Annotated in this window: 24 protein-coding genes; 14 read left to right on the top strand and 10 right to left on the bottom strand. The window is 46.1% G+C overall.

The annotated features are described in order from the left end of the window. Positions 1–264, bottom strand: coding sequence for an exodeoxyribonuclease VII small subunit (locus tag GV64_RS05695; protein ID WP_020581095.1), 264 nt, complete (start codon positions 262–264; stop codon positions 1–3). A 2-nt stretch (positions 265–266) separates the two neighbouring features. On the opposite strand from GV64_RS05695, the gene GV64_RS05690 reads away from it, so the two are divergent. Continuing rightward, on the top strand, positions 267–932 hold the full coding sequence (locus tag GV64_RS05690; RefSeq protein WP_020581096.1) for a hypothetical protein: 666 nt from the start codon (positions 267–269) through the stop codon (positions 930–932). Positions 933–997: 65 nt separating this feature from the next. On the opposite strand, the gene GV64_RS05685 is transcribed toward GV64_RS05690, so the two are convergent. The 3 genes from GV64_RS05685 to GV64_RS05675 all read right to left on the bottom strand — a co-directional run bounded on the left by GV64_RS05685 (position 998) and on the right by GV64_RS05675 (position 4,560). Next, the gene (locus tag GV64_RS05685) at positions 998–2,467 is read right to left on the bottom strand and encodes an alanine/glycine:cation symporter family protein (RefSeq protein ID WP_020581097.1); all 1,470 of its coding nucleotides are present in this window, start codon (positions 2,465–2,467) and stop codon (positions 998–1,000) included. Positions 2,468–2,803: 336 nt separating this feature from the next. Further along, entirely contained in the window at positions 2,804–3,079 is a 276-nt protein-coding gene (locus GV64_RS05680; protein WP_020581098.1) for a hypothetical protein, read from the bottom strand. Then, complete coding sequence (locus GV64_RS05675; RefSeq protein WP_051087772.1) at positions 3,076–4,560, bottom strand: alanine/glycine:cation symporter family protein; 1,485 nt, start codon at positions 4,558–4,560, stop codon at positions 3,076–3,078. The genes GV64_RS05680 and GV64_RS05675 overlap by 4 nt, the downstream gene beginning before the upstream one ends. Before the next feature lie 362 nt (positions 4,561–4,922). Here GV64_RS05675 and GV64_RS05670 point away from each other — a divergent pair, with 362 nt between their 5' ends. After that, positions 4,923–5,783 carry a methyltransferase domain-containing protein gene (locus GV64_RS05670; RefSeq protein WP_157236910.1) on the top strand — a complete coding sequence of 287 codons (861 nt, stop codon included), beginning with the start codon at positions 4,923–4,925 and terminating at the stop codon, positions 5,781–5,783. 184 nt (positions 5,784–5,967) lie between these two features. After that, a complete protein-coding gene (locus tag GV64_RS25810; RefSeq protein WP_020581101.1) occupies positions 5,968–6,378 on the top strand; it encodes a hypothetical protein in 411 nt (136 codons plus the stop codon). A gap of 111 nt (positions 6,379–6,489) precedes the next feature. Here the strand turns inward: GV64_RS25810 and GV64_RS05660 are convergent, their stop codons facing one another. Together GV64_RS05660 and GV64_RS05650 are read right to left on the bottom strand one after the other, a co-directional pair. Next, on the bottom strand, positions 6,490–7,554 hold the full coding sequence (locus GV64_RS05660) for a calcium/sodium antiporter (protein ID WP_236632921.1): 1,065 nt from the start codon (positions 7,552–7,554) through the stop codon (positions 6,490–6,492). Between the two features lie 229 nt (positions 7,555–7,783). Further along, positions 7,784–8,296: a ProQ/FINO family protein gene (locus GV64_RS05650; protein ID WP_020581104.1), complete on the bottom strand. Its 513-nt coding sequence runs from the start codon at positions 8,294–8,296 to the stop codon at positions 7,784–7,786. A 340-nt stretch (positions 8,297–8,636) separates the two neighbouring features. On the opposite strand from GV64_RS05650, the gene GV64_RS05645 reads away from it, so the two are divergent. Next, positions 8,637–9,398, top strand: coding sequence for a hypothetical protein (locus GV64_RS05645; RefSeq protein ID WP_020581106.1), 762 nt, complete (start codon positions 8,637–8,639; stop codon positions 9,396–9,398). Between the two features lie 105 nt (positions 9,399–9,503). On the opposite strand, the gene GV64_RS05640 is transcribed toward GV64_RS05645, so the two are convergent. After that, complete coding sequence (locus GV64_RS05640) at positions 9,504–10,559, bottom strand: MBL fold metallo-hydrolase (protein ID WP_152553935.1); 1,056 nt, start codon at positions 10,557–10,559, stop codon at positions 9,504–9,506. Between the two features lie 279 nt (positions 10,560–10,838). Here GV64_RS05640 and GV64_RS05635 point away from each other — a divergent pair, with 279 nt between their 5' ends. Together GV64_RS05635 and GV64_RS05630 are read left to right on the top strand one after the other, a co-directional pair. Continuing rightward, positions 10,839–11,132 carry a hypothetical protein gene (locus GV64_RS05635; protein WP_020581108.1) on the top strand — a complete coding sequence of 98 codons (294 nt, stop codon included), beginning with the start codon at positions 10,839–10,841 and terminating at the stop codon, positions 11,130–11,132. A 177-nt stretch (positions 11,133–11,309) separates the two neighbouring features. Further along, positions 11,310–11,699: a response regulator gene (locus GV64_RS05630; protein WP_020581109.1), complete on the top strand. Its 390-nt coding sequence runs from the start codon at positions 11,310–11,312 to the stop codon at positions 11,697–11,699. A gap of 131 nt (positions 11,700–11,830) precedes the next feature. On the opposite strand, the gene GV64_RS05625 is transcribed toward GV64_RS05630, so the two are convergent. Both GV64_RS05625 and GV64_RS05620 read right to left on the bottom strand, forming a co-directional pair. Beyond that, positions 11,831–12,040, bottom strand: coding sequence for a cold-shock protein (locus tag GV64_RS05625; RefSeq protein ID WP_020581110.1), 210 nt, complete (start codon positions 12,038–12,040; stop codon positions 11,831–11,833). 253 nt (positions 12,041–12,293) lie between these two features. Next, positions 12,294–13,934 (bottom strand): hypothetical protein, encoded by a 1,641-nt coding sequence (locus GV64_RS05620; RefSeq protein WP_152553934.1) that lies wholly within the window; start codon positions 13,932–13,934, stop codon positions 12,294–12,296. Positions 13,935–14,673: 739 nt separating this feature from the next. Here GV64_RS05620 and GV64_RS05615 point away from each other — a divergent pair. Both GV64_RS05615 and GV64_RS05610 read left to right on the top strand, forming a co-directional pair. After that, positions 14,674–15,012, top strand: coding sequence for a hypothetical protein (locus GV64_RS05615; RefSeq protein ID WP_020581112.1), 339 nt, complete (start codon positions 14,674–14,676; stop codon positions 15,010–15,012). A 59-nt stretch (positions 15,013–15,071) separates the two neighbouring features. Continuing rightward, the gene (locus tag GV64_RS05610) at positions 15,072–15,557 is read left to right on the top strand and encodes a hypothetical protein (protein WP_020581113.1); all 486 of its coding nucleotides are present in this window, start codon (positions 15,072–15,074) and stop codon (positions 15,555–15,557) included. Positions 15,558–15,712: 155 nt separating this feature from the next. Here the strand turns inward: GV64_RS05610 and GV64_RS05605 are convergent, their stop codons facing one another. Next, a complete protein-coding gene (locus tag GV64_RS05605; RefSeq protein ID WP_020581114.1) occupies positions 15,713–16,150 on the bottom strand; it encodes a hypothetical protein in 438 nt (145 codons plus the stop codon). Between the two features lie 353 nt (positions 16,151–16,503). Here GV64_RS05605 and GV64_RS05600 point away from each other — a divergent pair, with 353 nt between their 5' ends. From GV64_RS05600 to GV64_RS05575, 6 genes are all read left to right on the top strand, one after another. Then, positions 16,504–17,622, top strand: a complete 1,119-nt coding sequence (locus GV64_RS05600; RefSeq protein ID WP_026258053.1) for a membrane protein — start codon at positions 16,504–16,506, stop codon at positions 17,620–17,622. Next, the gene (locus tag GV64_RS05595) at positions 17,612–18,550 is read left to right on the top strand and encodes a metal ABC transporter solute-binding protein, Zn/Mn family (protein ID WP_020581116.1); all 939 of its coding nucleotides are present in this window, start codon (positions 17,612–17,614) and stop codon (positions 18,548–18,550) included. Before GV64_RS05600 ends, GV64_RS05595 begins: the two co-directional genes overlap by 11 nt. 2 nt (positions 18,551–18,552) lie before the next feature. Beyond that, positions 18,553–19,332 (top strand): metal ABC transporter permease, encoded by a 780-nt coding sequence (locus tag GV64_RS05590; protein WP_201772470.1) that lies wholly within the window; start codon positions 18,553–18,555, stop codon positions 19,330–19,332. Between the two features lie 247 nt (positions 19,333–19,579). Beyond that, positions 19,580–19,873, top strand: a complete 294-nt coding sequence (locus GV64_RS05585) for a SemiSWEET transporter (protein ID WP_020581118.1) — start codon at positions 19,580–19,582, stop codon at positions 19,871–19,873. 228 nt (positions 19,874–20,101) lie between these two features. Beyond that, entirely contained in the window at positions 20,102–20,974 is an 873-nt protein-coding gene (locus GV64_RS23610) for a dienelactone hydrolase family protein (protein ID WP_020581119.1), read from the top strand. 290 nt (positions 20,975–21,264) lie between these two features. Further along, positions 21,265–23,109 carry a cholesterol oxidase substrate-binding domain-containing protein gene (locus tag GV64_RS05575; RefSeq protein WP_020581122.1) on the top strand — a complete coding sequence of 615 codons (1,845 nt, stop codon included), beginning with the start codon at positions 21,265–21,267 and terminating at the stop codon, positions 23,107–23,109. Positions 23,110–23,337 lie beyond the last annotated feature (228 nt).

The following is a 23,337-nucleotide window of genomic DNA, read 5'->3' as shown; positions in this document are numbered from 1 at the left end:
TTAGTACTCCTTATCCGCTGATGGCTCTCCATCTACTGCATTGAAGGGCTCAGTGGTCAGTTCACCATTTTGCTCTAACAGCTTCTGAACTTTTTGCTCGGAATCGGTTAACGCTTTCTGGCAATCTCGGGTTAACCGAATCCCCTGCTCAAATGCTTTAAGGGATGCCTCCAGACTCATATCACCAGACTCCATTTTCTGGACCAGAGTCTCCAGTTCAGCCAATGACTGCTCAAAAGCAAAACTTTCTGTATTTTTTGACATGAATGAGCCTGCTGAAGAAATCGTTCAATAAAACCATTATCCAGTTGGCCGATAGTGAAAGCAATGCTCGGGCTCATGATGGATTTTTGGCGATGGAAGAACAGAAACGGACAGAAGCATATCATAAATCCAGGCTGGGTCAGATCCTGATAAAAAAAGGGTATATTTCCCCTCAACAACTGGATGAAGCAGTTCTCTCCCAGGAAGCGAACAGCAAACTGCTGGGGGAATATTTAATCGAGCATCGCATTATTTCACGGTGGCAGTTACGCAGGGCTCTTTCCAGCCAAATTCAACTGCGTTTATCGGCTTCACTGGCAATGATTCTGCTTAAGCCTGTTGACAATTTCCTATCTGGAAAACAAAGTAAAAAACCATTAGACAGTACTCTGGAAAACCTGATCACACCGCTACTCACACATCCATCAACAAGAAACAAAACCCCATTCGAGTATGCACCAGACAAGATATCCATAGAGATCAAAGACAACAATTTACTTAAACTTCGCATCCACAGCTCCCTCGGAGAGCTGAACTTTGACGGACTTCGTTTAAAAATACCCGAATCAGGAAGTTATCAGGATTTAACTCTGGACGATCTTGACCTTTCAAATGCCCGGCTATTTATCCGGGCCATACACGATCAACACAATACAGCCTTACCTTAGCCTTAAAGCAAAAAAGGCCACTTTAAAACAAAGTGGCCTTTTTTCTTAAACGATCAAAGACTCGATCAGGCATCCGCTAGCGGATTACGCTTCATCTTCGCCTTATCAGCCTCTACCGGACCTGAGCTGTGCTCAGTCCAGACATCCGCATCCATCGTTTTATCAAGGAATGGGAATTTTCGACGGTTAAATACCGGAGTGACACCTGCCTTGACCTGATCATCAAAGTCCTTAAGCACCTTAACAACAATACCGGAGAGAACCAGAATGGCGGTCAGGTTGATCAACGCCATAATACCCATGGATGCATCTGCAAACGCCCATACGGTTGGCAGATTACTGGTAGCACCCCAGATAACCATGCCCAGAACAGCTACCCGGTAAGCATTGACCAGCCAGTTGTTATCCATAATGAATCGCAGGTTAGACTCACCATAGTAGTAGTTGGCAATAATCGAACTGAAAGCAAACAGCAGGATAGCGCCTGCCACCAGGTGCTGACCAACCGGACCAACCTGACTCACCAGAGCCAGCTGAGTCAGCTCAATACCGGTAACACCTGAGCCATCCATAACACCAGACATCAGAATGATGGAAGCCGTTGCAGTACAGACAATAATGGTGTCCATAAATACGCCCAGCATTCCCATCAAACCCTGGTTGGCCGGGTGATTAGAATGTGCTGCTGCTGCTGCGTTAGGAGCACTACCCATACCGGCTTCGTTAGAGAATAGTCCGCGTTTAATACCCTGCTGCATGGCCTGAGATACCATATAGCCAACACCACCACCGGCAGCACTTTCCAGACCGAAAGCACTCTTGATAATCAATGTAAATACCGCTGGCAGCTCACCAATATTCATGAACACGACTACCAGAGCCACGCCCAGATAACCGAAAGCCATGACAGGAACAATCATCTCAGCAGCTTTGGCAATAGAACGAATACCACCAAAGATAATCAGAGCACTCAACATCGCCAGCCCGATACCAATGGCTTCAGAAGGAATACCATAACCAGTGAAAGCAGCAGCAATCGAATTGGATTGAACGCTGTTAAAGGCAAAACCAAATGCAATAATCAGCGCTATCGAGAAGATGATACCCAGCCAACGCTGACCGAGAGCCTTCTCGATGTAGTAGGCAGGGCCACCACGGTAGGTTCCGTCACCATTATTGGTCTTGTACAGCTGAGCCAGAATATTTTCTGCCAAACTGGTCGACATACCGAGGACAGCAATCAACCACATCCAGAAGACAGCACCTGGGCCTCCCATGGTAATTGCTACCGCAACACCGGCCATATTTCCGGTACCAATTCGTGCAGCAAGACTTGTGCAGAACGCCTGAAATGGAGAGACATGGGTAGAACAGTCAGTAGCCCGGCTTCCCAGCATAATTTTCAACGCCATGGAAAAGCGGCGAATTTGCACAAAGCGGGTTTTTACGGTGAAAAGAAGGCCTGCACCCAACAGCAGGTACATGAGAATGCTGCCCCATAGCAGACCATTGATGGAGTCTATTAAATTATTCATAAATTTTCCGGCGCATTTTGTATTCCCGATTTTTATTTCAAATCAATATTTATAACATTAGGGAATAAACCTTACGTACTGAGTACTATCACTTACGATAAAAGCAAGGCATTCGTACTGAATAATCAATAGAACCCCTGAGTTTATAAGGCTTAAAGTGCTTACAAAGGCACTGATCAATCAAAGCAAAAAATAGTAAAATCCGAGGCGCACATAGGTACAATCAACAACCCACAACACTGAAAGCCTTAACAAATATTTAGAATATCTTTACGAGAAAATAGAACATTCCTTAAATAATTCTGCTTTTATCCACTATTTCAGAATAACAAACTATCAAAGTGTTTTTTCAACGATAAACAAATCATCAAAACTAAGATAGTGGTTAACACCCACAGACCTTGAACAATAAGCCACTGACTTATTACAGTCAGTATTAAAATGAGGAGAAAACCAGATTACCTTGTTCTTATATTCCTTCAATAAGGAAATATTGATAATTAATTGATCAATATTTAGGGCGTATTGACGTTTCGTTGTAGAGTAAACCGAAAAAAAGCCGAGACGATACTCAGCTTTTTCAATAAAAAACTTACCAGAGATACCAGTCAACAGGACTTAGACTCCTGCAAATCGCCACTATTGATATCATCCATAGGAATCTCTGGATCATTGTCCTGACTCACCCAAACATCTTTATCAATAGTTCGGTCCAGAAATGGAAAACGAATCCGATTGAACTCTGGAGTCAAACCTGACCTTGATTGCTGATCATAATCCCTCAGAACCTGCATTACCGGACCACTCAAAAGAACAATAATGACCAGATTAATCAGCGCCATGAGCCCCATGGCCAAATCAGCAACCATCCATACAACTTCCAGTGAAGCAATTGAGCCCAGGAACACTAAAAATACGACAGTTCCACGATAGGCCATCAACAGCCGTGGGCTATTACGAATAAACAGTAGATTGGATTCACCGTAATAGTAGTTGGCAATAACAGAAGTAAACCCAAAGAATACCACTGCGATTGAAATAAACCACTGTCCCCAGCCACCAACAATACCACCCAATGCAGCCTGGGTTAGCTGGATACCATTAAGCGTCGTTCCGGCTTCCAGCTGGCCTGACAGCAAGACAATGGCAGCGGTAGCAGTACAGATGACTATCGTATCAATGAATACACTAATCATGGATACAATACCCTGGGTTGCAGGATGATTCGGTTTTGGCGTTGCAGTTGCAGCAGCATTAGGCCCGCTCCCCATACCGGCTTCATTGGAAAAGAGCCCACGCTTGATGCCCTGCATCATAGCCTGTGCAACGGAATAACCAATAACGCCACCAGTCGCAGAATGAAGCCCAAAAGCACTGTCTATTACCAGAGAAATAACTGCAGGCATTTCATCCAGCCGGACAACCACAACACCGATAGCAATAGCCAGATACGCCAGCGCCATAATAGGAACAACCAGCTCGGCAAAACGCACAATAGAGTGAATTCCTCTAAAAATAATCAGAGAAGTAATGGCCGCAATGGCTAAACCGATAATGAAGGGGTCCAGCTCCATATGCCCGGAGACTGCCTGAGAGACAGAGTTGGCATGTACCGCATTAAATACAAAGCCAAACGTCACCAGTAAAAGCACAGAAAAGAGAATACCGAGCCAGCGAAGACCCAGCGCTTTTTCTATGTAATAAGCTGGACCACCACGAAAAGTACCGTCTTGATTATTGGTTTTGTATAACTGAGCCAGTGTGTTCTCAACAAAACTGGAGGCCATTCCAAGTAAGGCTACGACCCACATCCAGAATACGGCACCCGGCCCACCAAGAAAAATAGCAATGGCAACACCCGCCAGATTACCTGTGCCAACATGCGCAGCCAGACTGGTGCACAGAGCCTGAAAAGACGAGATTTCATTTTTAGAGGTCTTACGAGACCCCAGCATTAACTTCCATGCATGAAAAAAGTAACGTAACTGAACAAAACGACTTCTGATAGTAAAGTAAACACCTGCTCCAAGAAGCAAATAGATCAGCAAGTACTCCCAAATAACTGTAGTAATTCCTGAAACGAATGTACTCATTTGAGCCCCTATGATTTTTTACACCACACAAGGATAGCAGAGGATTTTTAATCGAAAGGGAGCTTTTCCAGAATAAAGACTGGTCAAAAAACCAAAAAGTAAAAAATGCCTTTGTTAATCAACGGTTAGCAACCAGCATTCAGAAATATCCACCTTGAAAAAAGCCACAAGAATAATTGAAACCAAAGTACACAAATACTGAGATCACCCTGAAACCAAGAGATAAGCAAAACTGCAGTTCTGGCAAATACTGAATGATCTATCTATTATCCGTACTCAATTAAAAAAGCATGGATATAACTAAAAGTTAGCTTATGCCAATTCTTTCATTTCTCCTCGGAGTGCTCCTGACCTGGCTGTTCATGTCAGGTCTAATGGCTCAAGGCCTGGCACTGTTTATACGTATCTGGTGGCCATCTTCAAGCCGTGAACGTGAGCTGAAGGTTGATCAGTGGCTGTTAAACAACCCTGTGCAACCCTCCTCTGGGTGGCGCTTGCTAGGTTACTGGAAAGACACCTCCCTATATCGTCAGGCATGTTCAGAAATGGCAGGGCTTCTGGCAGATAAAGCCTGTATCTCGAGTCAGGATGAAATTCTCGATGTTGGTTTTACCAGCCACGATCAATTACTGGTCTGGCTGGATTACTATCAGGTTCAACACCTGACAGCCATTGCCAGTGACGAGCAACAGATGGCCAGAGCACTGGAACATTGTGGACATTTCAACACGCTCAAACTGATCAGAGGTGGTGAAAAGGCGCTGGCAGAACGACCGGAAGACAGCTGCGACAAGTTAGTTTCCCTGGACTGTGTTTACCACCTTGAGTCCCGCTCCCACTTCTTCAATCATGCCAGAAAAGCACTCAAATCAGGCGGTACACTGGCTTTTACCGATATGGTGCTGGCCCGCCCCTTTCAGGATCGCCGGGAACAACGCCTACTAAACAAGCTTGGTCGTATATCAGGCCTTCTGGTAGAAGATATGCCCATCAAGGAGACCTATGAAAACCTCCTTAAGCAACACCAGTTCGAGCAGGTTGAGATCATGGATATTACCGATGATGTCCTGTCCGGCTTCTGCTTCTGGTTTGGCCAGCATTACCAGAATCTTTCGTCATTTACCCGCTCAAAAATGTGGATAAGGCTTCGGCTACAAGTCTGGTTTATTCGCTGGATGCTTCACCGGGAACAACTCCGTTACCTGATGATTATTGCCCGATAGCAGGACTGAGAATAGTTTATCCACATCTTCTGTGGATAAACTTGTGACAACATTATGGACAATGCCTAAAGCTCCGTTAACAGAGGCACTCACCCTTAACTGATCAAAATTCATACACTCCCGCCCCCCCTATTTTCAGACTACACTCAGATTCCATATCTTGAAGCATGGGGACATTAAGTATATGGATATTTCAGCATTAACTGGTGCAGCTGCTTCACAGCAAGAAGGCACGACTAACGTCAGGATCAACCATCACCCTATAAAAAAGCAGTCTGTCAGCTGGTGGTGCATGTGCTTACCATTTGGCCAGAAGATATATCCCAGAGAGGTTTCTGTTGAAATGCTTGATGAGACAAAAAGCATTGAATCACCATCAAACAGCATCAGGAGCATTTCAATGAACGATACAAATGGTAGAGTGCAAAAATGGATAGACGAGACCAGAAAGAGTTCCCCTGAAATCCCTACCCTCGCCAGAACCATCTCTTCAGTATCCAGCCAGGACTATGATGGCAAAGGTATATTTTCAACCTCTGCCTCTTCAAGCCAAATTATTGAACTCATGCAACAAGTTCATAAAGAACAGTCATAACATTCCCTGACCAAGATTGCAGGCTCTCTGCCTTATAAAAATACTTTTGCTCAGCAGCAAATCGCCCAACGGGTAAATACATTGAGCGATTGCGTTTATAACATCAGGTTGCTACATGGATTTAACAATCAGCCAAGCCATATAGGCCACAAATGTGAACAGAAGAATAAGGCACTTATACCCTGAAATCTTCCAGATACTGGCCGGAAGATTGCCATGCTGCTTTTCAGATTCAAACGATGCCTTACTGGAATACACGACAACAGCTAAAAGTATTGTCATCACCACCATGGTCAGTATATCGATACGAAGTGCGACTGCATCCACGGTAATACCCTGACCAATAATACCAGACACACCCAGCACACCCAGGATATTAAAGATATTAGAGCCGATGACGGTAGCCGCTGTCATATCATGAAGCCCCTTTCGAGCACTGACCACCACTGCGGCAAGCTCCGGAAGGCTTGTACCAAAAGCCACCAGCGTTAAACCAATAACCAATTCATTAACACCCATCGCCAGCGCTATCCCTTTAGCTCCCCAAACCAAAAGCTGAGAACCCAGCACCAGGATAACCAGCATCACCAGAGACTCCATGGAAGCCCTGAGCGTACTGATGGGCAAAACCGGTATGTCCTGCTCGCCTTCCTGACCTGCGGATGACTTGAGCAAATAGAAACAATAAGCAATAAAAACAACGAAAAGGATGGCGCCATCCCAAACGCTTAACACACCATCCAAAAGCATCAGGGCCGTTGCCAGAGTGGCGACCAATAAAATAGAAAGTTCACGGTAAACAATGCGGGCTTTGACCACCAACGGCGCAATCAGACCACCAATCGCCAGAATAAGACCGATATTGACGATATTGGAGCCCACCACATTACCGATGGCGATTCCCCCGGAAGCATTAAATGCCGCAACCGACGACACCATAAGTTCAGGTGCAGAAGTACCAAAAGCAACCACGGTGACACCGATGGTCAGCAAAGGCATACCAAGACGAAAGGCCAGGGTAGATGCGACCTCAACCAGACGGTTTGCACTCCAGCAAAGCGCAATAAAGCCTGCGGCAACAGCCAGAATAAATTGAAGAATGGAAATCATGAATGGGAAAGTACGGAGGGCATGACAATCAGACGACAGGTGCCAGGCCCTCTTGCTGACATCCACCATCTGAGTCTGGCCAAATGCTGCTGTTTAGCAAGCATCGTATACACCATAGCCGAACGGCTAATGCATGTTGATGTATACACCCGCCAGTCAAAACTGGCTAAAGCAGGCTACTCCCTCAAGAATGCACTGATTATAGCGATTACAGTGAGGGAGGAAAGCAGTTTTTAAGCCTGTATGAGCAAGTATTTTTACTATAAAAACACTAACTCAACACTGCTTTATCACCTTAAGGCTGCTTATTCACAGAGAGCAAACGAATCTTCTTGATAATGACCCGGTCTCTTGTGGTAATAAAATCACTACTCTGAGTATACAGCTTAATCTCGGCATCCACCGCTTCCCGGAGTTTCACCTTACCTGCCGCCTGCCCCTGAAGATTAATCCGGTTTGCTCCAGGCTTAACCTTCTCAAGGTAGCGTTCCATGGAGGTGAAAAAGCGCAAGGCAACAGGAATGATATGAGCAGGTAACAGATTTGCCTCTGCCATTTCTTTGTGAATGCCAATCTTGAGTGGCCGGGGGTCAGAAACATTAAACGCATTAGGCCAGAGAATCCGAACCAGCCGGAGAGCTTCAGAGTTCATGACATCACTTTCAGGCCGGTTATGCAGCCTCTCAAGAATTTTCCTGGCCTCTTCCGGAAGCTCATTACTCATAACGGAGCCATCCTGTTCAGGTGCCAGCTGCTTTTCCTGTTCCTGGATGCTCTGGTCAGAAATATTACTTTTTTCTGCTGTCATCGACTGCCTTGCCCAAATAATCCTGGGCACTTCAGAAAAATAAATAAGTCATGTAATAACTTTTCTGAGATGCCCTTGAAAACCAACACGCCATCAGCCTGTGCCAACGGGAGCACTATAATGACGGATTCAGCTCCACCATAAAAGCGTAATTTGTCAACAAACCGTACCAATCAGCTGGCAGACATCAAAGAACCACCTGCTAATACCACTGTCCATTCCGTCAGCCATACCGACAAATCAAGTACTGGAAATGTTAGTATGCCTAACAACCCTGTTTAGCAATACCAACAACGGAGGCGCATAATGCAATTGTTACACAACCAAGGAGGGTGGAATTATGAATCGCTATACGACCTCCCCAACCACGGGTATTGGCGGAGAATATCGAAACAAGTCAAAAAATAGAAAACGAGTCAAATACGGAAAATTTAAACTGAGAAAAGTCGTAGGGACTCATGCAAGAAAACTGCTACATATTCTTAAAAAAATCGGTTCTATTTTCCGGATCAGAATTCGTCACAGACACCCCCAAAAGCCCACCGTTACAGAAACAATCCAGCTGCAAACCTTCCATAAAATAAATGATGATGGTGACCGCATACCGGATGACAAAACCATGCAGCAAGTGAGGAGCTTTGTCGGTGAGACAAAAGATCTACCTTTTGCGTTATCCAAAGCTCAGTACCACAGGGAAAATAAAGAGAACCTCAATGAGCGCTCGCAAGTAATTATTGGACTAAAGCGGATGCCTAACTGGCAAAAATTACAGAACAAGAAAACCGAGCTTGAAAAACCCCTGGGTGATATACGCAGGGAGTTAAACGAGGCTTTTTTTACCAGTTATACCCAAAAGGCAAAACAGCTGCTCCGTTCTTCTGATCTGGATGACGTTACCAAAAGGGACCTGAAAAACTTTCTTGATGGTAAGGAAGAGTATTCATCTATGACACCAGAGGAGTCCAAACGAGTACTGGTACGTTTCCAAAAACGAATCGCCAAGCATGAACAGAGAAAAAAGCAGGAAAAGGAAGGATTCAGAACCTTTGTTGTTCTGCCAGAAGTATCCAGAATACTACCGGCAAGGGAGTCTCTAATCTAGGGGACGTTACCAACAGCGATAAATTCACTGACTACTGCTCTTACATTGACAGTAGTCAGTCCATTCAACAAAGTCCGGTACAACCTTCCAGCTCAACGTCGTCTATCACCCACTTTTCTGATGAACCTGCCCTCCAGGCTCAGGAATCATAAAGTGGACCTGTTGATGCTGCTCATCCTCCAATAAAGCCCTCAGACGTTGACTGGCCGTATCCTGACCATCATCGCCCAAATTAAATGTGCCAAAATGAATCGCCATACTCTGACGCGACCGGAGGTCATAATGAGCCTCCAGCGCATCATCTGGTGACAAATGGTTATCCTTCATAAACCAGCGGGGTAGATACGCTCCAATGGGGAGCAGAGAAAGATCCATGGAACCAAAACGTTCCTGAATCTGGGCAAAGTGAGGCCCCATCCCGGTATCACCTGCAAAGAAAAGCTGCGAACGGCCATCACCGATCCGATACCCCAGCCAGAGCGTCCGGTTATGATCAATTCGTGTTCGGGTGGACCAATGCTGGGCAGGGGTGCCGGTAATAACCACCTGATTCCCCAGGGCATGCTCCTGCCACCAGTCCAGCTCAACAACGTGGGTTAGCCCCACACCTTTAAGCAATTCTCGATTACCAAGGCCTGCAATAAACACTGGCTGGGAGTGTTTCTCTAACTGCGTTAATGTTGCCAGATCAAGGTGATCGTAATGGTTATGGGAAATCACCACCGCATCTATAGGGGGAAGTTCCTCTATGGCCAGCGCCGGTGGATGAAAACGCTTCGGCCCTATAAACGACACAGGGCTGACCCGCTCAGACCACACGGGATCCGTCAGGATATTCTTCCCCCCAATCTGAACCAACACAGTGGCATGGTTGATAAAAGTGGCAAGAATACCATCAGCATTACGTTCTGGAACGGTAACCGAGGCCTTTTCCTCTACTCGCTGCCAGGCACCCTCAGGCTGATCTCTGTTAAAGCGCCACTTCAGCAGATCCATCACCGTTTTCTCATGGGTTTTGACCTGATTATGAAATTGTCTGCCATCAAAGTGATCGGATACCGGTCCGTTGTATCCTCCGGAAGAACAGGCAACCAGCATGACTGCTGCAACCATAATCCCTAAGATACTCGCAAGCCCAAATATCGCAGTTTTCTTCTTCATATTCAGTTCCGGAAAAATTTGATGGTCTAAAGAATACCAACCCCATAAGGGACGTGCACCCTGAAAGGCCGTATCAGGCATCCTTTGATTCACCTTAATATCTTTAGATTTCCCCACTGCAGAGAAAGAGAGCTAACCCTCTGTAAAAGCTCATAAAAAAACAGAGCCTCAGTCATATTACGACCAGTAAGACCAAATTTTTTTACAGTACGGACAAACACTTTCTCTAAACCATTGCTAGATTTATAAAAAGCGCATATATCTGACAGGGAGGTCGTTATGGCTATTTATAAGTTGTATCCTGTGGATCACGCCCCCATGAAGTGGCAGAGCAGCCGCTACCGCGGAGAGGCAATTGTCAGAGCAGACAGCGAAGAACATGCCCGCCAGCTCGGTACCAATGAATTCTACATAACCCGATCCATTCACCCCGGAAAGAAAAAAACCAGCCCTTGGGAAGACCCACAAACCGTACTGTGTCAGCCCCTTAATAACGCTGGTTATGATGATAAAGGTCCGGAACAGGTATTGAGTCCGCTACTGGCAGGCCAGAAGGCTAAAAGAAAAGCATGATTCCCGGTAATTATGCTTTTTTTATGTCCCCATTTTGCCCCACAGCACACGCACCAAAGGATGAAGACATCATGCCTTTGCTAGTCTTACAGAAAGGACTGTTTTTTCCGTATTACCACTGGACTTAATTTTCCGGGTAAGCAGGAGCAGCGCTGAATCCACAACCTGGGGCTATCTATGGACTTATCCGGTAAACACATCCTGATTGCTGAAGACAACATGGCGAACCAGTTTGTCATCAAGCAACTCTTGAAAAAGGTCAACATTGCTCCGGTATTTGCCAAAAATGGTGAAGAAGTCATTGAAATGTATAAAAGCAAATACGCTGAATGGGACCTGGTATTCATGGATTGCAAAATGCCCGTAATCGACGGCTATCAGGCTACTGAGGCCATCAGGCAATTTGAACGGGAAAATGGACTGGAGAAAGGATTGATCATCGGGCTAAGCGCCAATGCCTTTACCGGATCAACCAATGAAGCTATGGCCAGTGGGATGGATGATTACCTCACAAAACCCATTGAGCGAGACAAAATGATGCAGCTACTGAGCCAGTACTTACAGTAGCTCTGCAACCTCGCTAATCAGGGTTACACAATAGGAAGAGGCATAAAAAAAGGCAGCTCCAAAAGGGCTGCCTTTTTTATTTTTAATGGTCCAATTCACCAGAAGGCTATTGAACCATCTCGAAATTCGTCTTACAGAGGACGGATTTCTTCAGCCTGCAGACCTTTCTGGCCCTGAGTTACACGGAACTCAACGCGCTGGCCTTCAGTCAGAGTCTTGAAGCCTTCAGCAGCAATCTGACGGTAGTGAGCGAACACGTCTGGTCCACCGTTTTCCTGGCTGATGAAACCAAAACCTTTCTCGTCGTTAAACCACTTAACGGTTCCTTTAGAGGTAGACATCGTCATATCCTAAAATTCAAATAAGTAAGAGCGGCCTTGCGAGCAAAACCATGTTGCTAGAAGCTTTATTTTTGCTTATGAAGGATATGTCGAGAGCCTGAACTCGGAACATCAAATCTATTCATAAAAAACTAATATCACTTTTAACGCTGTACCATCATACACCCTTAAAGCGCAAAACTCATCAGGAATTACCTTATCTTGAAATATTTCTTGACCTGAAAATCCAGTCACAGGTAATCAGGAGGAGTTATCAACTGACGCTCTTCTTCAAAGACGGCATTCCGGCCGCCGCTCGTAGCTTCTCTGCCAGCGCTTGTTTGTCCATAATCCCCCAAAGCATAACCAGTGCCAGATTGACATCGTATTTGCTGGAAGGTTCGCAGAGCACAACCTCAGCCTCTTCCTTTGTCATCCCCGGGTTCTCACCCGCCATGGCCAGTCTGAGCTCTTTAGGATTCTTGCCCGCCATAGCCAGCAACAGGTTTTCGGCCTCATCATATTTCTCCATATCCTCCCAGAGCCTTGCCAGCGCTAAATTGATATCATGCTTGTCAGAGGGGTGACAGAGCACAGCCTCGGCTTCTTCTGCGGTCATTCTCGGGTTCTCACCTGCCATGGCCAGCTTGAGCTCTTTTGGATTCTTTCCTGCCATAACCAGGAACAGGTTTTCAGCCAACTCTTTTTTGTCCATAGCCTGCCAGAGCCTAGCCAGATCCATATTTTGCTTGCCGGAAAGTGTGCACAGTACGGCCTCAGCATTGGCTTTTGTCATCCTCGGGTTTTTGCCTACCATAGCCAACCTCAGTTCATACGGATCCTTTCCTGACATCAGCAGCAACAGTGTTTCAGCCAGAGCATATTGCTTCATGGACTCCCAGAGTCTTGCCTGCGCCAAATCAAGATCGGAGTCACCAGTGGGTTTGCATAGAATGGTCTCAGCATCTTCCTTTGTCATCTCAGGATTCTTGTCTGCTATAGCTAACTGCATTTGGTTCGGGTTCTTGACTCTTATCGCCATAAGCAGCTTTTGAGCCAGATCTTGTTTACCCATCGCCTGCCACAGCATTATCAGGGCCAAATCAATATCACGATTGCCGGTAGGTTGGCTCAATACATCCACTGGCACAAACCTACCCCTATTAACCATCGCCAGTAGTAGCATTTCTGCCCACCTATATATGCCCAAGCCCTCCCAAGCCTTAGCCAAAGTTATATCTAAAGAGTGAAAGCCCGAAGGTACCGTTGGATGAACCCTTTCTCCCTTAAATTTCAATATAGTTTCAACGGCCCGTTGACAGTTATGTATACCACCTTGATCCTTAATTGCTCTTGCCAGCCCGGCAACCAATCGACACTGATCTTTCCGATTTAAGCTGCCAAGCATGGTTGGGTATACTTTTCTAAACTCTGCTTCAGCGTTTAAAGGATTTGTTTTTAATGAGTTATAAGCGGCATTGATTGTTTTTTTTGCCGAGTCAATGAACTCCGCCCTGACTGGTACATGTCTGGAGCTGCTATAAACATGAGCGATAGACTGGTTACGTTCAGGTCTTTGGGAACCAGCAAACTGGCTCAATGCCCCCCTTTGACCCTCTGGCCATATCTGATGATTTTTTTGCAAAAAAGGTGCTCTTGAAAGACTTCTTGTGTCGTTTGGGCAAACCCGGCCTGCTGGTGATTGATGGCGAAAAGCAGCCGAACGCTGTAAACCAGTGCTCACAGCCAGCTTTTCAACTGGTTGACTCACCTTGCCCTGCTCTTCCGCCAGCTGGTTATTCCAATGATCAACAGCCGGGAAATTTCTCATATCCGTATCAGGAACATCATTGTTTGCGCTCGTGGTAATCGCTCTCTTTGATCTGGTTGCAGGTTCCTTGTCAGCAAAGCTCATTTGTTCAGCTTGTGAGGCCAAATCGGCTTCTGAATACTGAAATACACGGGTTCCAGTGTAAAGATCAGTGGTGCCCGAAGAGCTGATTGTTACTGGCCTCTTAAAAAGATTAATTGATTGTGGCATTTCGCTAACTGCATAGGGCTGGCGATGCAAGCTTGAGGCTGAATAGGGTACGACGCCTTGAGAACCAAGATTCACAACTCCATGAGCCCTATACCTTCCCTGAGGATATGGAAAGTGTCGGTAATGACCGTTGTCTGCAGTTGGATCAGGGGTAAACGTATCTGATTTTGGACTATCTAAACTATTAGGAAAGCGAAACATTGGATGATTCAAACTCGATGTTTTAAAACTGATCAATCAGGCTTAAGCTCAACACACTCTTGCGCTTTTGAGTAAGAAGAAGGCAGGAAGTTCCTTGATGAGAATTTGGGGATAACTCTATACACGTAACTCATCAGGAAATGACAATATGAAGTTTACCAAGCGAGAACATTACAAATGTTCTGGGACATATTCAATTTCATGCTCATTTATTTTTAGACAATGCGTTCACGTGATGAATACTGTTTATTTCAATCCTGTGAATTTAAAAATATGGATAACCGGTAACTTGCTTGTGATGCATCTTGCAAATATAGCAAGAATCCCCACCCTCCCTTCCTATTGACTGTCGCATAAACGTGCCTGATTCATCATACTGAAGGAAAAACACGCACGGGAAAAAACTCTATTTATGACAACATCCATCTCAGAATTGTTATTTCGCTCACTTGGAACCCATGCAGTCAAGAGACTGAGCATATCGGAAGATCGGTTAGAATTAACCGTTGCTCCCTGGGATGATTTGGATAATGAAGGAACCGCCGTATTTAACCACTTGAAAGTCAGCTACATAGAGGCGGAACGAGATCCATTGGACACCTTTCTGGATTTCAACTTGCCATGGGACATTATTCGATTTGACTCTAAACCCAGCAATCACCCAGCCTGGCATTTCGGTCTGTGCTGTCGTGACATCGTTATTGGTTTTGAGGCAGAGTGGCCAGTGATAACATTCACAAATCAGCCATGAACAAAAAATTGCAGCGAACAGGTCATTGAATACCGCATTCATAATTCACGGAAAGAATAATGCTCAGATTACTCATCACTATAAGTACACTATTCATTACCGTCAGTGCGGGAGCAAAAGAATATCGCTTTAATGACTTCCCCACCGATTCCTACTCAAACAGCACCCTTAAACAAGTCAATCTTGATAGCCACCCTGATGCTGAATATTTAAAAGACAAACTTATGCTTCTGATTGGAAGAGCACCAAATTTCGCTGGTAAATACATCCTGACAGCCTTTGGTTGCGGCACTGCGTGCCAGGTAGTAACAATAGTCGATGTGGATACTGGTAATATTACGATGCCGGTCAATTCATCGGATGGATCATGCTATTCGAAAAACAGCAAACTACTGATTATTAACCCATACATCGCTGATACTTACGACGAAGATCTACCAGACTGGGCATTTACCTATTACTACATCATTGAGAATGGCCGTTTAGAACTGCTGCATCAAACCACGGAACCGTTTAAGGGTGAATGTGAGTCAGGTTACTCGTAATAAGCAGGAACTTAACCACATGACATCATACCATCCGATTCACTGGACAGCCGCTCCCAGAAACGGCTCCTTGCTTTGCCCTGTTTCCATACAGTCGTAAGATCGTACAGCGTTATAACGCTGGTCAAATAACCTAGGGGCAACAACACCACCTGTCAGTTTACTTTGCTGACCCTGTCCGGTTGCGCGAGTATCTCCTTGGCCTTTTTAAATGCTGCAAACTCATTAATAAACCAGCCGACACACCGCTCGGTACTGACCGGGATACCGGACTCATCAACGGGCTGGTAATCAATCCACCACCGTTCTTCAGGATGAGGGTCATTGTAAACGAACACGTACTTCATATCGCTACGATCAGTAATCGAGACCTTTGCCCAGTCATACCTTGTGGATGGGCAGATATCCTGCATCAGAAATACATAAGTAGGCTTTCCCAATTTAAACTCGATGTACAGGAACTCTTCCATCTGGCGGAAGATCTTTAGCGCCTTTTCAATGTCAGGGTTCATCAGGTGAAGAGGGATTTTGTCTCTGTCCCCCCAAAATATGCCGTTGAGTGACGGCTCTTCAAAAAAGTAAGGTCTGGCCATATCGATAAGTCCTTTAAACGATTTCAAGTACCTTACCGTTATTACCTGTGCAATTAACTAACAAGATGGTTAGTCATTTTCAGGCATCACCTAAAGTCTAAAGAGGGTTCTTACCGCTTGAGACAGGCGAGTATTTGCAGCCTTTATGGCCATCTTTTTTTATTGGGGGTGTTACCAATTGTACATCTGACTGGTTGTATGCCCAGTTGATAACGCCAATTCAGACACCGACAGATTCCCGGAAAAATCCCCCTCCCTTGATTGACTCAACTCAGTAGTTACCCGTATGATCCCGCCCCGAAAAAGAAATGTTATAACATAACAATTTCACCTCGTAATAAATGGACTCACTAATGAGAATAAAGCTATTACCAGTTTTAATGGCCTCCTTAACTTCCATGTCTGTGGCAGCGGATGTTCTGTCTAACCCACAGATTGGTGTTGTCCTTGATGGACGGTTCGAAGAGGGTGACGGATTCAGTCTTGGCCACACTGAGCTCAGCATGTCTGCCAACATTGACGACAAGTTTCATGGCGTACTGACGTCGGTTATCGAGACACACGATGACGATACTGAGTTTCTGCTTGAAGAGGCTTTTATTGAAACAATTGCTCTGCCCAATGGTTTCAATGTTCGCGCGGGACGTTTTCTATCGAACTTTGGTTATATGAATAACCAGCATATGCATACCGATAACTTTACGACCCGTCCCGGTATCTATAGAGACTACCTGGGCACTCATTATTATGATGATGGTCTACGTGCCAGTATCGTACTGCCTACCGATCTTTATATCCGCCTCAGTGCAGAAGCGTTCAGTGGTGACAAAATGTCAGCGCTCGAACACGCTGAAGACCAGAACAGCGTTGGCGTATATACAGCAGCAATGAAGATGGGGGGCGACATCTCTGAGTCATCAAGCTGGCAATTCGGCTTGAGCTACCTGCACAACAAAAATGGCACTGCCGACCATTTTGAAGAGAGTGACCACAGCCACGATGGCCACGACCACTCTCACGATGCAAGGAAGACTGGTAAACACCTCTACGGTACTGATTTTGTCTGGAAATGGGCTCCCGATGGTAACTACAAATACCGGAACCTGACCTTGGCTGCCGAATATATGCTGCTCGATGGCGTTGTGGATAACAAGTTCAAAGATGAGGATCACGCTCCTGATAAACTGAGTGGTTACTACCTGTCTGGCGTCTATCGTTTCAGCCCGAGCTGGTCTGCAGGCATTCGCTACGGCGAGGTTGAAACTTACGATGGACACGCCCATGGTGACCATGTGCACTTCACTGATCAGAAAGAAAAAGAAGCGACGGCAATGGTGGCCTGGAACTCCTCCCACTTTGGCACCATCAGGGCACAGTTCTCAAGGACTGAAGACCAGGATAAAGAGAAGGATAACGTCTTTATGCTTCAGTATGTCATGAGCTTTGGAGCGCACGGTGCCCATGCTTTCTAACATCCTGAGACCGTCCAAGGGCTTAAAGGCTGTATTGGCTGCTTCGGCAGCCATTTTCTGCACACCCGCAGCAGCCCTGAATATCTTCGTCTGCCAGCCCGAATGGCAAGCCCTCATTTCAGCCCATGCACCCGATGCCAACATTTTTTCTGCCACCACGGCACGGCAGGATCCCCACTATGTTCAGGCCCGGCCATCACTCATTGCCAAAATGCGTCAGGCTGACCTGGCCATGTGTTCCGGCGCTGAGCTTGAGATTGGCTGGCTACCCATGCTGCAGAGCCGCAGTGGTAACCTGTCTGTGCAAAACGATGCTGAAACCATGATCTTTGCCTCGGATCATGTAGCCATGCTGGATACCCATCAGCATGTTGATCGCTCCATGGGGGATATCCACGCTCATGGCAACCCTCACGTTCAGTTTGCGATTAATGATATCCCTGAACTGTCCAAAGTGGTCACCCAACGTTTGCAGGCACTTGATCCAGGTAATGCTCACCAATACCAGGCAAGAGGCATTCGTTTCCGTGCCAATTGGCGTCAGCATGTCAATGAGTGGCGAGAGCTCAGTAAACCGCTGAAAGGGAAAAAGGTGGTTGGACAGCACGCTACCTATCGCTACCTGTTCAAATGGCTTGACATTGAGCAAGTCGCAGACCTGGAGCCAAAACCGGGCCTTTCACCGACAACAGCACACCTTCAATCACTGACCAGACTGGACAAAGCAAGTTATGACGCCATTGTCTTTTCCTCGCACCAGGATCATCAACCTGCAGAATGGTTACACCGGCAAACGGGTAAACCAGTGATTAAATTACCACTCACAGTGTCTGGTAATGAGCAGTTAACAGACCTTGTGGATCAAACGCTGGCAGGGCTATTGGAGGTACTTGTCGTTAATAGTGATCAAAAGAGTATCGAACAGTGATCATGGACTACCTATGGCTCCTCCCCGCAGTGCTCTGCGGGTATATTGCACTTATTGGGAATATCGTTCTTGGTCAGCAGGTACTGGAAAGAAAAATCATATTTATCGACCTGGCGGTCGCACAGGTAGCCGCATTAGGTGCAGCATTAAGCCAATACTGGTTTACACAATTTGATGTGTTCTCCAGCAGCTGGCTGGGACAAATGCTGGGGCCATGGGTGCTCTCCATTATGTTCTGTCTTCTTATCGCGCTACTGGAAGATCATTGGAAGCAACACCTTGAGGCCATGATCGGATGCTTGTTTGCGGTTACAGCGTCTCTGGCGATGCTGTTGGTCAGCAAAGACCCTCACGGTGGAGACTTTCTGAAATCCATTCTCAATGGTCAACTGCTCTGGGCAACCTGGAGTGACGTCGTCTATCTGGGTGTGATTACCGCACTGATACTGACCATCATTGCTTACCGCCCTTTACTAATGAAAGGCAGGGGCTTTTATTTGATCTTTGCCATTCTGATGCCAGTGACCGTAAAACTGACAGGTATCTATCTGGAGTTTGCACTGCTGGTTATCCCGGCATTATTTACCGCCTCATTAAAGGGAAAGGCAGCGCTGTGGATTAGCCTGTTGTTAGGCAGCGTGGGCATTTTAAGTGGGCTGGCAGCCTCCGCGGTGTTTGACCTGCCCAGCGGAGCCAGTATTGTCATTACCCTGTTTTTATCAGGTGCGCTGTTTATATTATTGACACACTTACACCGACAATTATTCTGGCGTTTATTTTAACCATCATAAGCATCATGCGCTTTCCTGCTGATGCAAGCACTGATAAAAAAGCCCTGTAGATTAAATCCTACAAGGCTTTTTAATTGGACCCAGGAGTTAGATCTCAGTTATCCATTAGAGCAATTATAAAGATAAGGCTGCTCTCTTCGCTTGAGACGGTTGATCAAAAACCGGGTTTGATGATTCCTGCGAGCATTTCTATGATCACCAAATACGCTGATAGAAATAAACCATCGATGAGACTGCGATGACTCTGATTGAACGCATTGGAAAAGCACTCGAACCCGTAATGCTCCTTATGGGGCTAATCAGCCCACTTGCAACACTCCCCCAGCTTTACAAGCTCTACTTCTCCCATGGGCAATACGCCCTGGGACTGTCTCTTACAACATGGTCGATGTATTCCTTCATCGCCCTTTTGTGGACGATTTATGGCCTTTACCACAAAAACCCTACCATCTGGGTCGGTAATGGTCTGGGCTTTTTAATGTATCTGGCGATGGTCGCAGGGATTATTGATCGTGTGGGCTTTACATTTTAATCAGGGTAAATTCACAATCGCAAAGTTGCCAGGAATTCCAGCTGGACACTTTATGGAAGGTATTTGCTGCAGTAGCAACTACTGAAAGTGACCGTTTTCGAAAGCATCCACTATCTAAGACTTGATCTTCTCCTTCGATGATAAACAAACTTATCCTGCATGGATTATTGTGCTTTAGAATCAAGGTTCAACTTACTGATACAATTAGAAAGTACGGAGTAAAAAATCATGACCAGTCAAAAATCCCGTACTCGAAACCTTGTCTTTCGACTGTTTATTCCCCTTTTTCTAACAGTATTACTGCTCATTATTATCGGGCTTTGGCCGTTTAAAAGCGCCATCTTTGCTAGGGCACACAGCTGGCAACAGCTAAACGATATCGTCATACCGCATATGACAATTGAGACGCCCACTGGCAGCGGCCCTTTTCCTGTCGTGCTGATTATACCCGGCTGTGAGGGCGTTAAACCTGAAAGGGCTGAGCCGAGGATGGAGTGGCTGGTCAAACAAGGATACATGGCCGTCATGGTTGATAGCCATAAAGGACGTGGACTTGATGAAGACACTGTGTGTGGTGGCCATGCACTCTGGGGAGCTGAACGGGCAGGAGATATATACGTTGCTTTAGAAGCCATCCGCCAGCACCCAAAGGCTGATACCAGCAATATCGCGTTACTTGGTTATTCCCATGGAGGCTGGGCCATTCACGACGCCCTGTCCTACCAAGGAGATACACCTTATGCTTTGGCCTCAGCACCGCCAGATGCATTACAGTCCGTCAAAGCCGCTATTGTGTATTACCCCTACTGTGGGCTTCCTTCAAGGGCACGCTATACCTACAGCAACCCTACGCCGTTGCTCATCATTAATGCCGGTGAGGATACAACGGTTAACCCCGCTGAATGTGAAGCAATGGCGGATAAATGGATAACCCGGGGCCTGCCTGTGCAAAGCATTACCTACCCGGAAGCCGGTCACGGTTTTGATATCTCTGGCCATAAAAACGCTAACCCCACAGTCCACCAACAAGCGCTTAGTGCCGTGGCACAGTTTCTGAATGAAGCGTTCTCGCCAAAAGCAGAAAAGCCAGCTCCCGAATAACGTCATCGGATGGCAGCCTACATCAATAAACCGACGAAACCATTCCTAAAAACCAGCACCGGAGTACTGAGCGCAACCACCGGGCAGGTATTAACCTCAACATCCAATAGACTGTGAATTTTCAGAAAAAGCATAGAGCACTCAATAAAGTGACCGAAGATGCCTTAAAGACTACCAGTGCATCAAATTATTTTGTGAAGGTTTCTTGAAACGGTTCATTTTCCCAACAATCTTCGATACCTTCAGAAACTGATAGCTGTAAACTTCCATTTGCCCACGGATAGGTCTCAATGAAGAAAAATCGCAGCGAAACAATCTCTCCTGAAGTCAACAAAAGCCGACGTCAATTCCTGAAAAACTCATCAACCCTGACCTTTACCGCGCTGGTCACCACAGCTTTACCCATGTCTGCTTTATTAACAGGCTGTGATGCGACTTTTTACAAAATCAACTTTATCAATTGGTCTGAAAACATACAGGCCAAAGATATGCTGGCAACCAAACCCACCAATGAGAGTGATGCGGTAACCATCGTGCAGTGGGCGGCAGAAAATGGCTACAAGGTAAGGCCGCTTGGGGAAATGCATAACTGGTCCCCCCTCATCATTACCCAGGGCACCACGAAAGACGACAAAATATTATTGGTGGATACATCCCTGCTCAACCAATTGGAGATGGTAAAAGCCCTGCCAGATTACGGTGTTGTGCGAGCGGGCTCTGGCACCCTTGCGGAAGATTTATATCGTTTCTTATCGGACAACCGCACGCCCGGTGGAGCCAGCCAGGGATACGCATTCCAAAATACGCCGGCACCCGGTGATATTACCATTGCAGGTATACTGGCGATTAACGGCCATGGAACCGGTGTTGAATATAATAATTCTAATGAAGACCCTAACTTTCATGGCAGTTTAAGTAATACGGTCTTGTCACTGAGAGCCATCGTCTACAATCGGGGCACCGGGAAGTATGAAGCCAAAACCTTTCACAGAGACGAAGAAGATACCGATGTTTTCCTCACCCACATGGGTCGCCTGTTAATTACAGAAGTGACGCTTCAGGCTGTGCCTAACTTCAACCTGCGCTGTCGAAGTTACACCAACGTCAGCTGGAAAGAGTTGTTTCATGAAAATGCCAATAACAGTGCATTAACTGTTGCCAGTATTCTTGACCGCTACGGGCGGATGGAAACGATCTGGTTCCCATTCACAGAATACCCATGGTTGAAAATCTGGGAAAACAGCCCGACCAAACCACCGGAATCAAAAGTAACAACGGGCCCTTATAACTATGCCTTTGCCGATCAAATACCGGTGATAGGAAGCCGCCTGATCAAATCTATCGTCAACGATAGCCCCAGCCTGGTACCGAGCTTTGGACAGTTTCAATACTGTCTGGTTGACCTTGCCCTTGATGGAAAACTGACCAGTGTCGAGCTGAAAAATGCCATGTCTAAGAACGACGCAGACAGTTCAGAGCTTGATTTATCCACTACGCCTGCCAGCGTAATCCGACTGAATGATCTCTGGGGCCCTGCCTGGCACACGTTGCTCTATGTGAAAAAATCGACCCTGAGAGTAACTGCCAATGGTTATGCCATTCATCTCCCAAGGGCTGATGTCCAGAAAATGATTCATGATTTTGTTCAGAAGTATCAGTCATTGGCAAAAGAGTACGCCCAGCGGGGGCTATACCCCATGGCTGGCCCTATGGAAATCCGGGTCACCGGGCTGGAAGAAACGGGCAGCCTGAAAACCCGCAATGGACAAAAGCCCAAACCACCCGCTATTTCAGCCTTAACAAAATCCAGCACCAGTGACTCAAAGGTTGATACCGCGGTGTGGCTTGACTTACTGACGTTGCCCGGAGCCCCTGCATCGAATGCCCTTTATCGGGAAATTGAGCAATGGCTATACGACAGATACCCTACTGCAGAAATGCGTTCGGAATGGTCAAAGGGATGGGGATACACCGATGATAAAGGCCCATGGACGGATAGTGATATTTTGCGCACCAAAATCCCGGCATCATTTGCAAAAACGCCACGAAGCTTCGTCAGCACCGTTCGCATTATGCAGGAGTATGACCCAATGAACCTGTATTCGAACGCCATGCTCGACGAGCTTTTGCAATAAAGTACACGTCGAAGGGAACTAAGGTTTTCCCCTCTTGATATCTGAAAAATATCAGGCAATAAAAAACCCGGAAGATCCAGGATCAACCGGGTTTCTATTTGGTGGAGGCGGCGGGATTTGAACCCCAGTCTTAGATTGGGGTTTTCTATATTTTTCAGTTAATTATGAAAAATCTTCAATCAAAAAATCACCGTTTTTACGCTATTTTACGCAGTAATACTCAATTTT

Origin of the sequence: Endozoicomonas elysicola (assembly GCF_000710775.1) — a bacterium.
GTDB classification, from domain to species: Bacteria; Pseudomonadota; Gammaproteobacteria; order Pseudomonadales; family Endozoicomonadaceae; genus Endozoicomonas; species Endozoicomonas elysicola.
The sequence above is the reverse complement of the archived record's forward strand: the minus strand, read 5'-3'. Positions and strand labels throughout refer to the sequence as shown.

Coding starts and splice junctions, on each gene's coding strand:
- GV64_RS05625 (WP_020581110.1), bottom strand. CDS start 12,040: ATGTCTACCTCTAAAGGAACCGTTAAGTGGTTTAACGACGAGAAAGGT.
- GV64_RS05585 (WP_020581118.1), top strand. CDS start 19,580: ATGACTCTGATTGAACGCATTGGAAAAGCACTCGAACCCGTAATGCTC.
- GV64_RS05640 (WP_152553935.1), bottom strand. CDS start 10,559: ATGAAGAAGAAAACTGCGATATTTGGGCTTGCGAGTATCTTAGGGATT.
- GV64_RS05620 (WP_152553934.1), bottom strand. CDS start 13,934: ATGAGCTTTGCTGACAAGGAACCTGCAACCAGATCAAAGAGAGCGATT.
- GV64_RS05610 (WP_020581113.1), top strand. CDS start 15,072: ATGCTCAGATTACTCATCACTATAAGTACACTATTCATTACCGTCAGT.
- GV64_RS05595 (WP_020581116.1), top strand. CDS start 17,612: ATGCTTTCTAACATCCTGAGACCGTCCAAGGGCTTAAAGGCTGTATTG.
- GV64_RS05685 (WP_020581097.1), bottom strand. CDS start 2,467: ATGAATAATTTAATAGACTCCATCAATGGTCTGCTATGGGGCAGCATT.
- GV64_RS05615 (WP_020581112.1), top strand. CDS start 14,674: ATGACAACATCCATCTCAGAATTGTTATTTCGCTCACTTGGAACCCAT.
- GV64_RS05670 (WP_157236910.1), top strand. CDS start 4,923: ATGTCAGGTCTAATGGCTCAAGGCCTGGCACTGTTTATACGTATCTGG.
- GV64_RS25810 (WP_020581101.1), top strand. CDS start 5,968: ATGGATATTTCAGCATTAACTGGTGCAGCTGCTTCACAGCAAGAAGGC.
- GV64_RS05605 (WP_020581114.1), bottom strand. CDS start 16,150: ATGGCCAGACCTTACTTTTTTGAAGAGCCGTCACTCAACGGCATATTT.
- GV64_RS05600 (WP_026258053.1), top strand. CDS start 16,504: ATGAGAATAAAGCTATTACCAGTTTTAATGGCCTCCTTAACTTCCATG.
- GV64_RS23610 (WP_020581119.1), top strand. CDS start 20,102: ATGACCAGTCAAAAATCCCGTACTCGAAACCTTGTCTTTCGACTGTTT.
- GV64_RS05635 (WP_020581108.1), top strand. CDS start 10,839: ATGGCTATTTATAAGTTGTATCCTGTGGATCACGCCCCCATGAAGTGG.
- GV64_RS05650 (WP_020581104.1), bottom strand. CDS start 8,296: ATGACAGCAGAAAAAAGTAATATTTCTGACCAGAGCATCCAGGAACAG.
- GV64_RS05575 (WP_020581122.1), top strand. CDS start 21,265: ATGAAGAAAAATCGCAGCGAAACAATCTCTCCTGAAGTCAACAAAAGC.
- GV64_RS05590 (WP_201772470.1), top strand. CDS start 18,553: ATGGACTACCTATGGCTCCTCCCCGCAGTGCTCTGCGGGTATATTGCA.
- GV64_RS05630 (WP_020581109.1), top strand. CDS start 11,310: ATGGACTTATCCGGTAAACACATCCTGATTGCTGAAGACAACATGGCG.
- GV64_RS05695 (WP_020581095.1), bottom strand. CDS start 264: ATGTCAAAAAATACAGAAAGTTTTGCTTTTGAGCAGTCATTGGCTGAA.
- GV64_RS05675 (WP_051087772.1), bottom strand. CDS start 4,560: ATGAGTACATTCGTTTCAGGAATTACTACAGTTATTTGGGAGTACTTG.
- GV64_RS05645 (WP_020581106.1), top strand. CDS start 8,637: ATGAATCGCTATACGACCTCCCCAACCACGGGTATTGGCGGAGAATAT.
- GV64_RS05690 (WP_020581096.1), top strand. CDS start 267: ATGAGCCTGCTGAAGAAATCGTTCAATAAAACCATTATCCAGTTGGCC.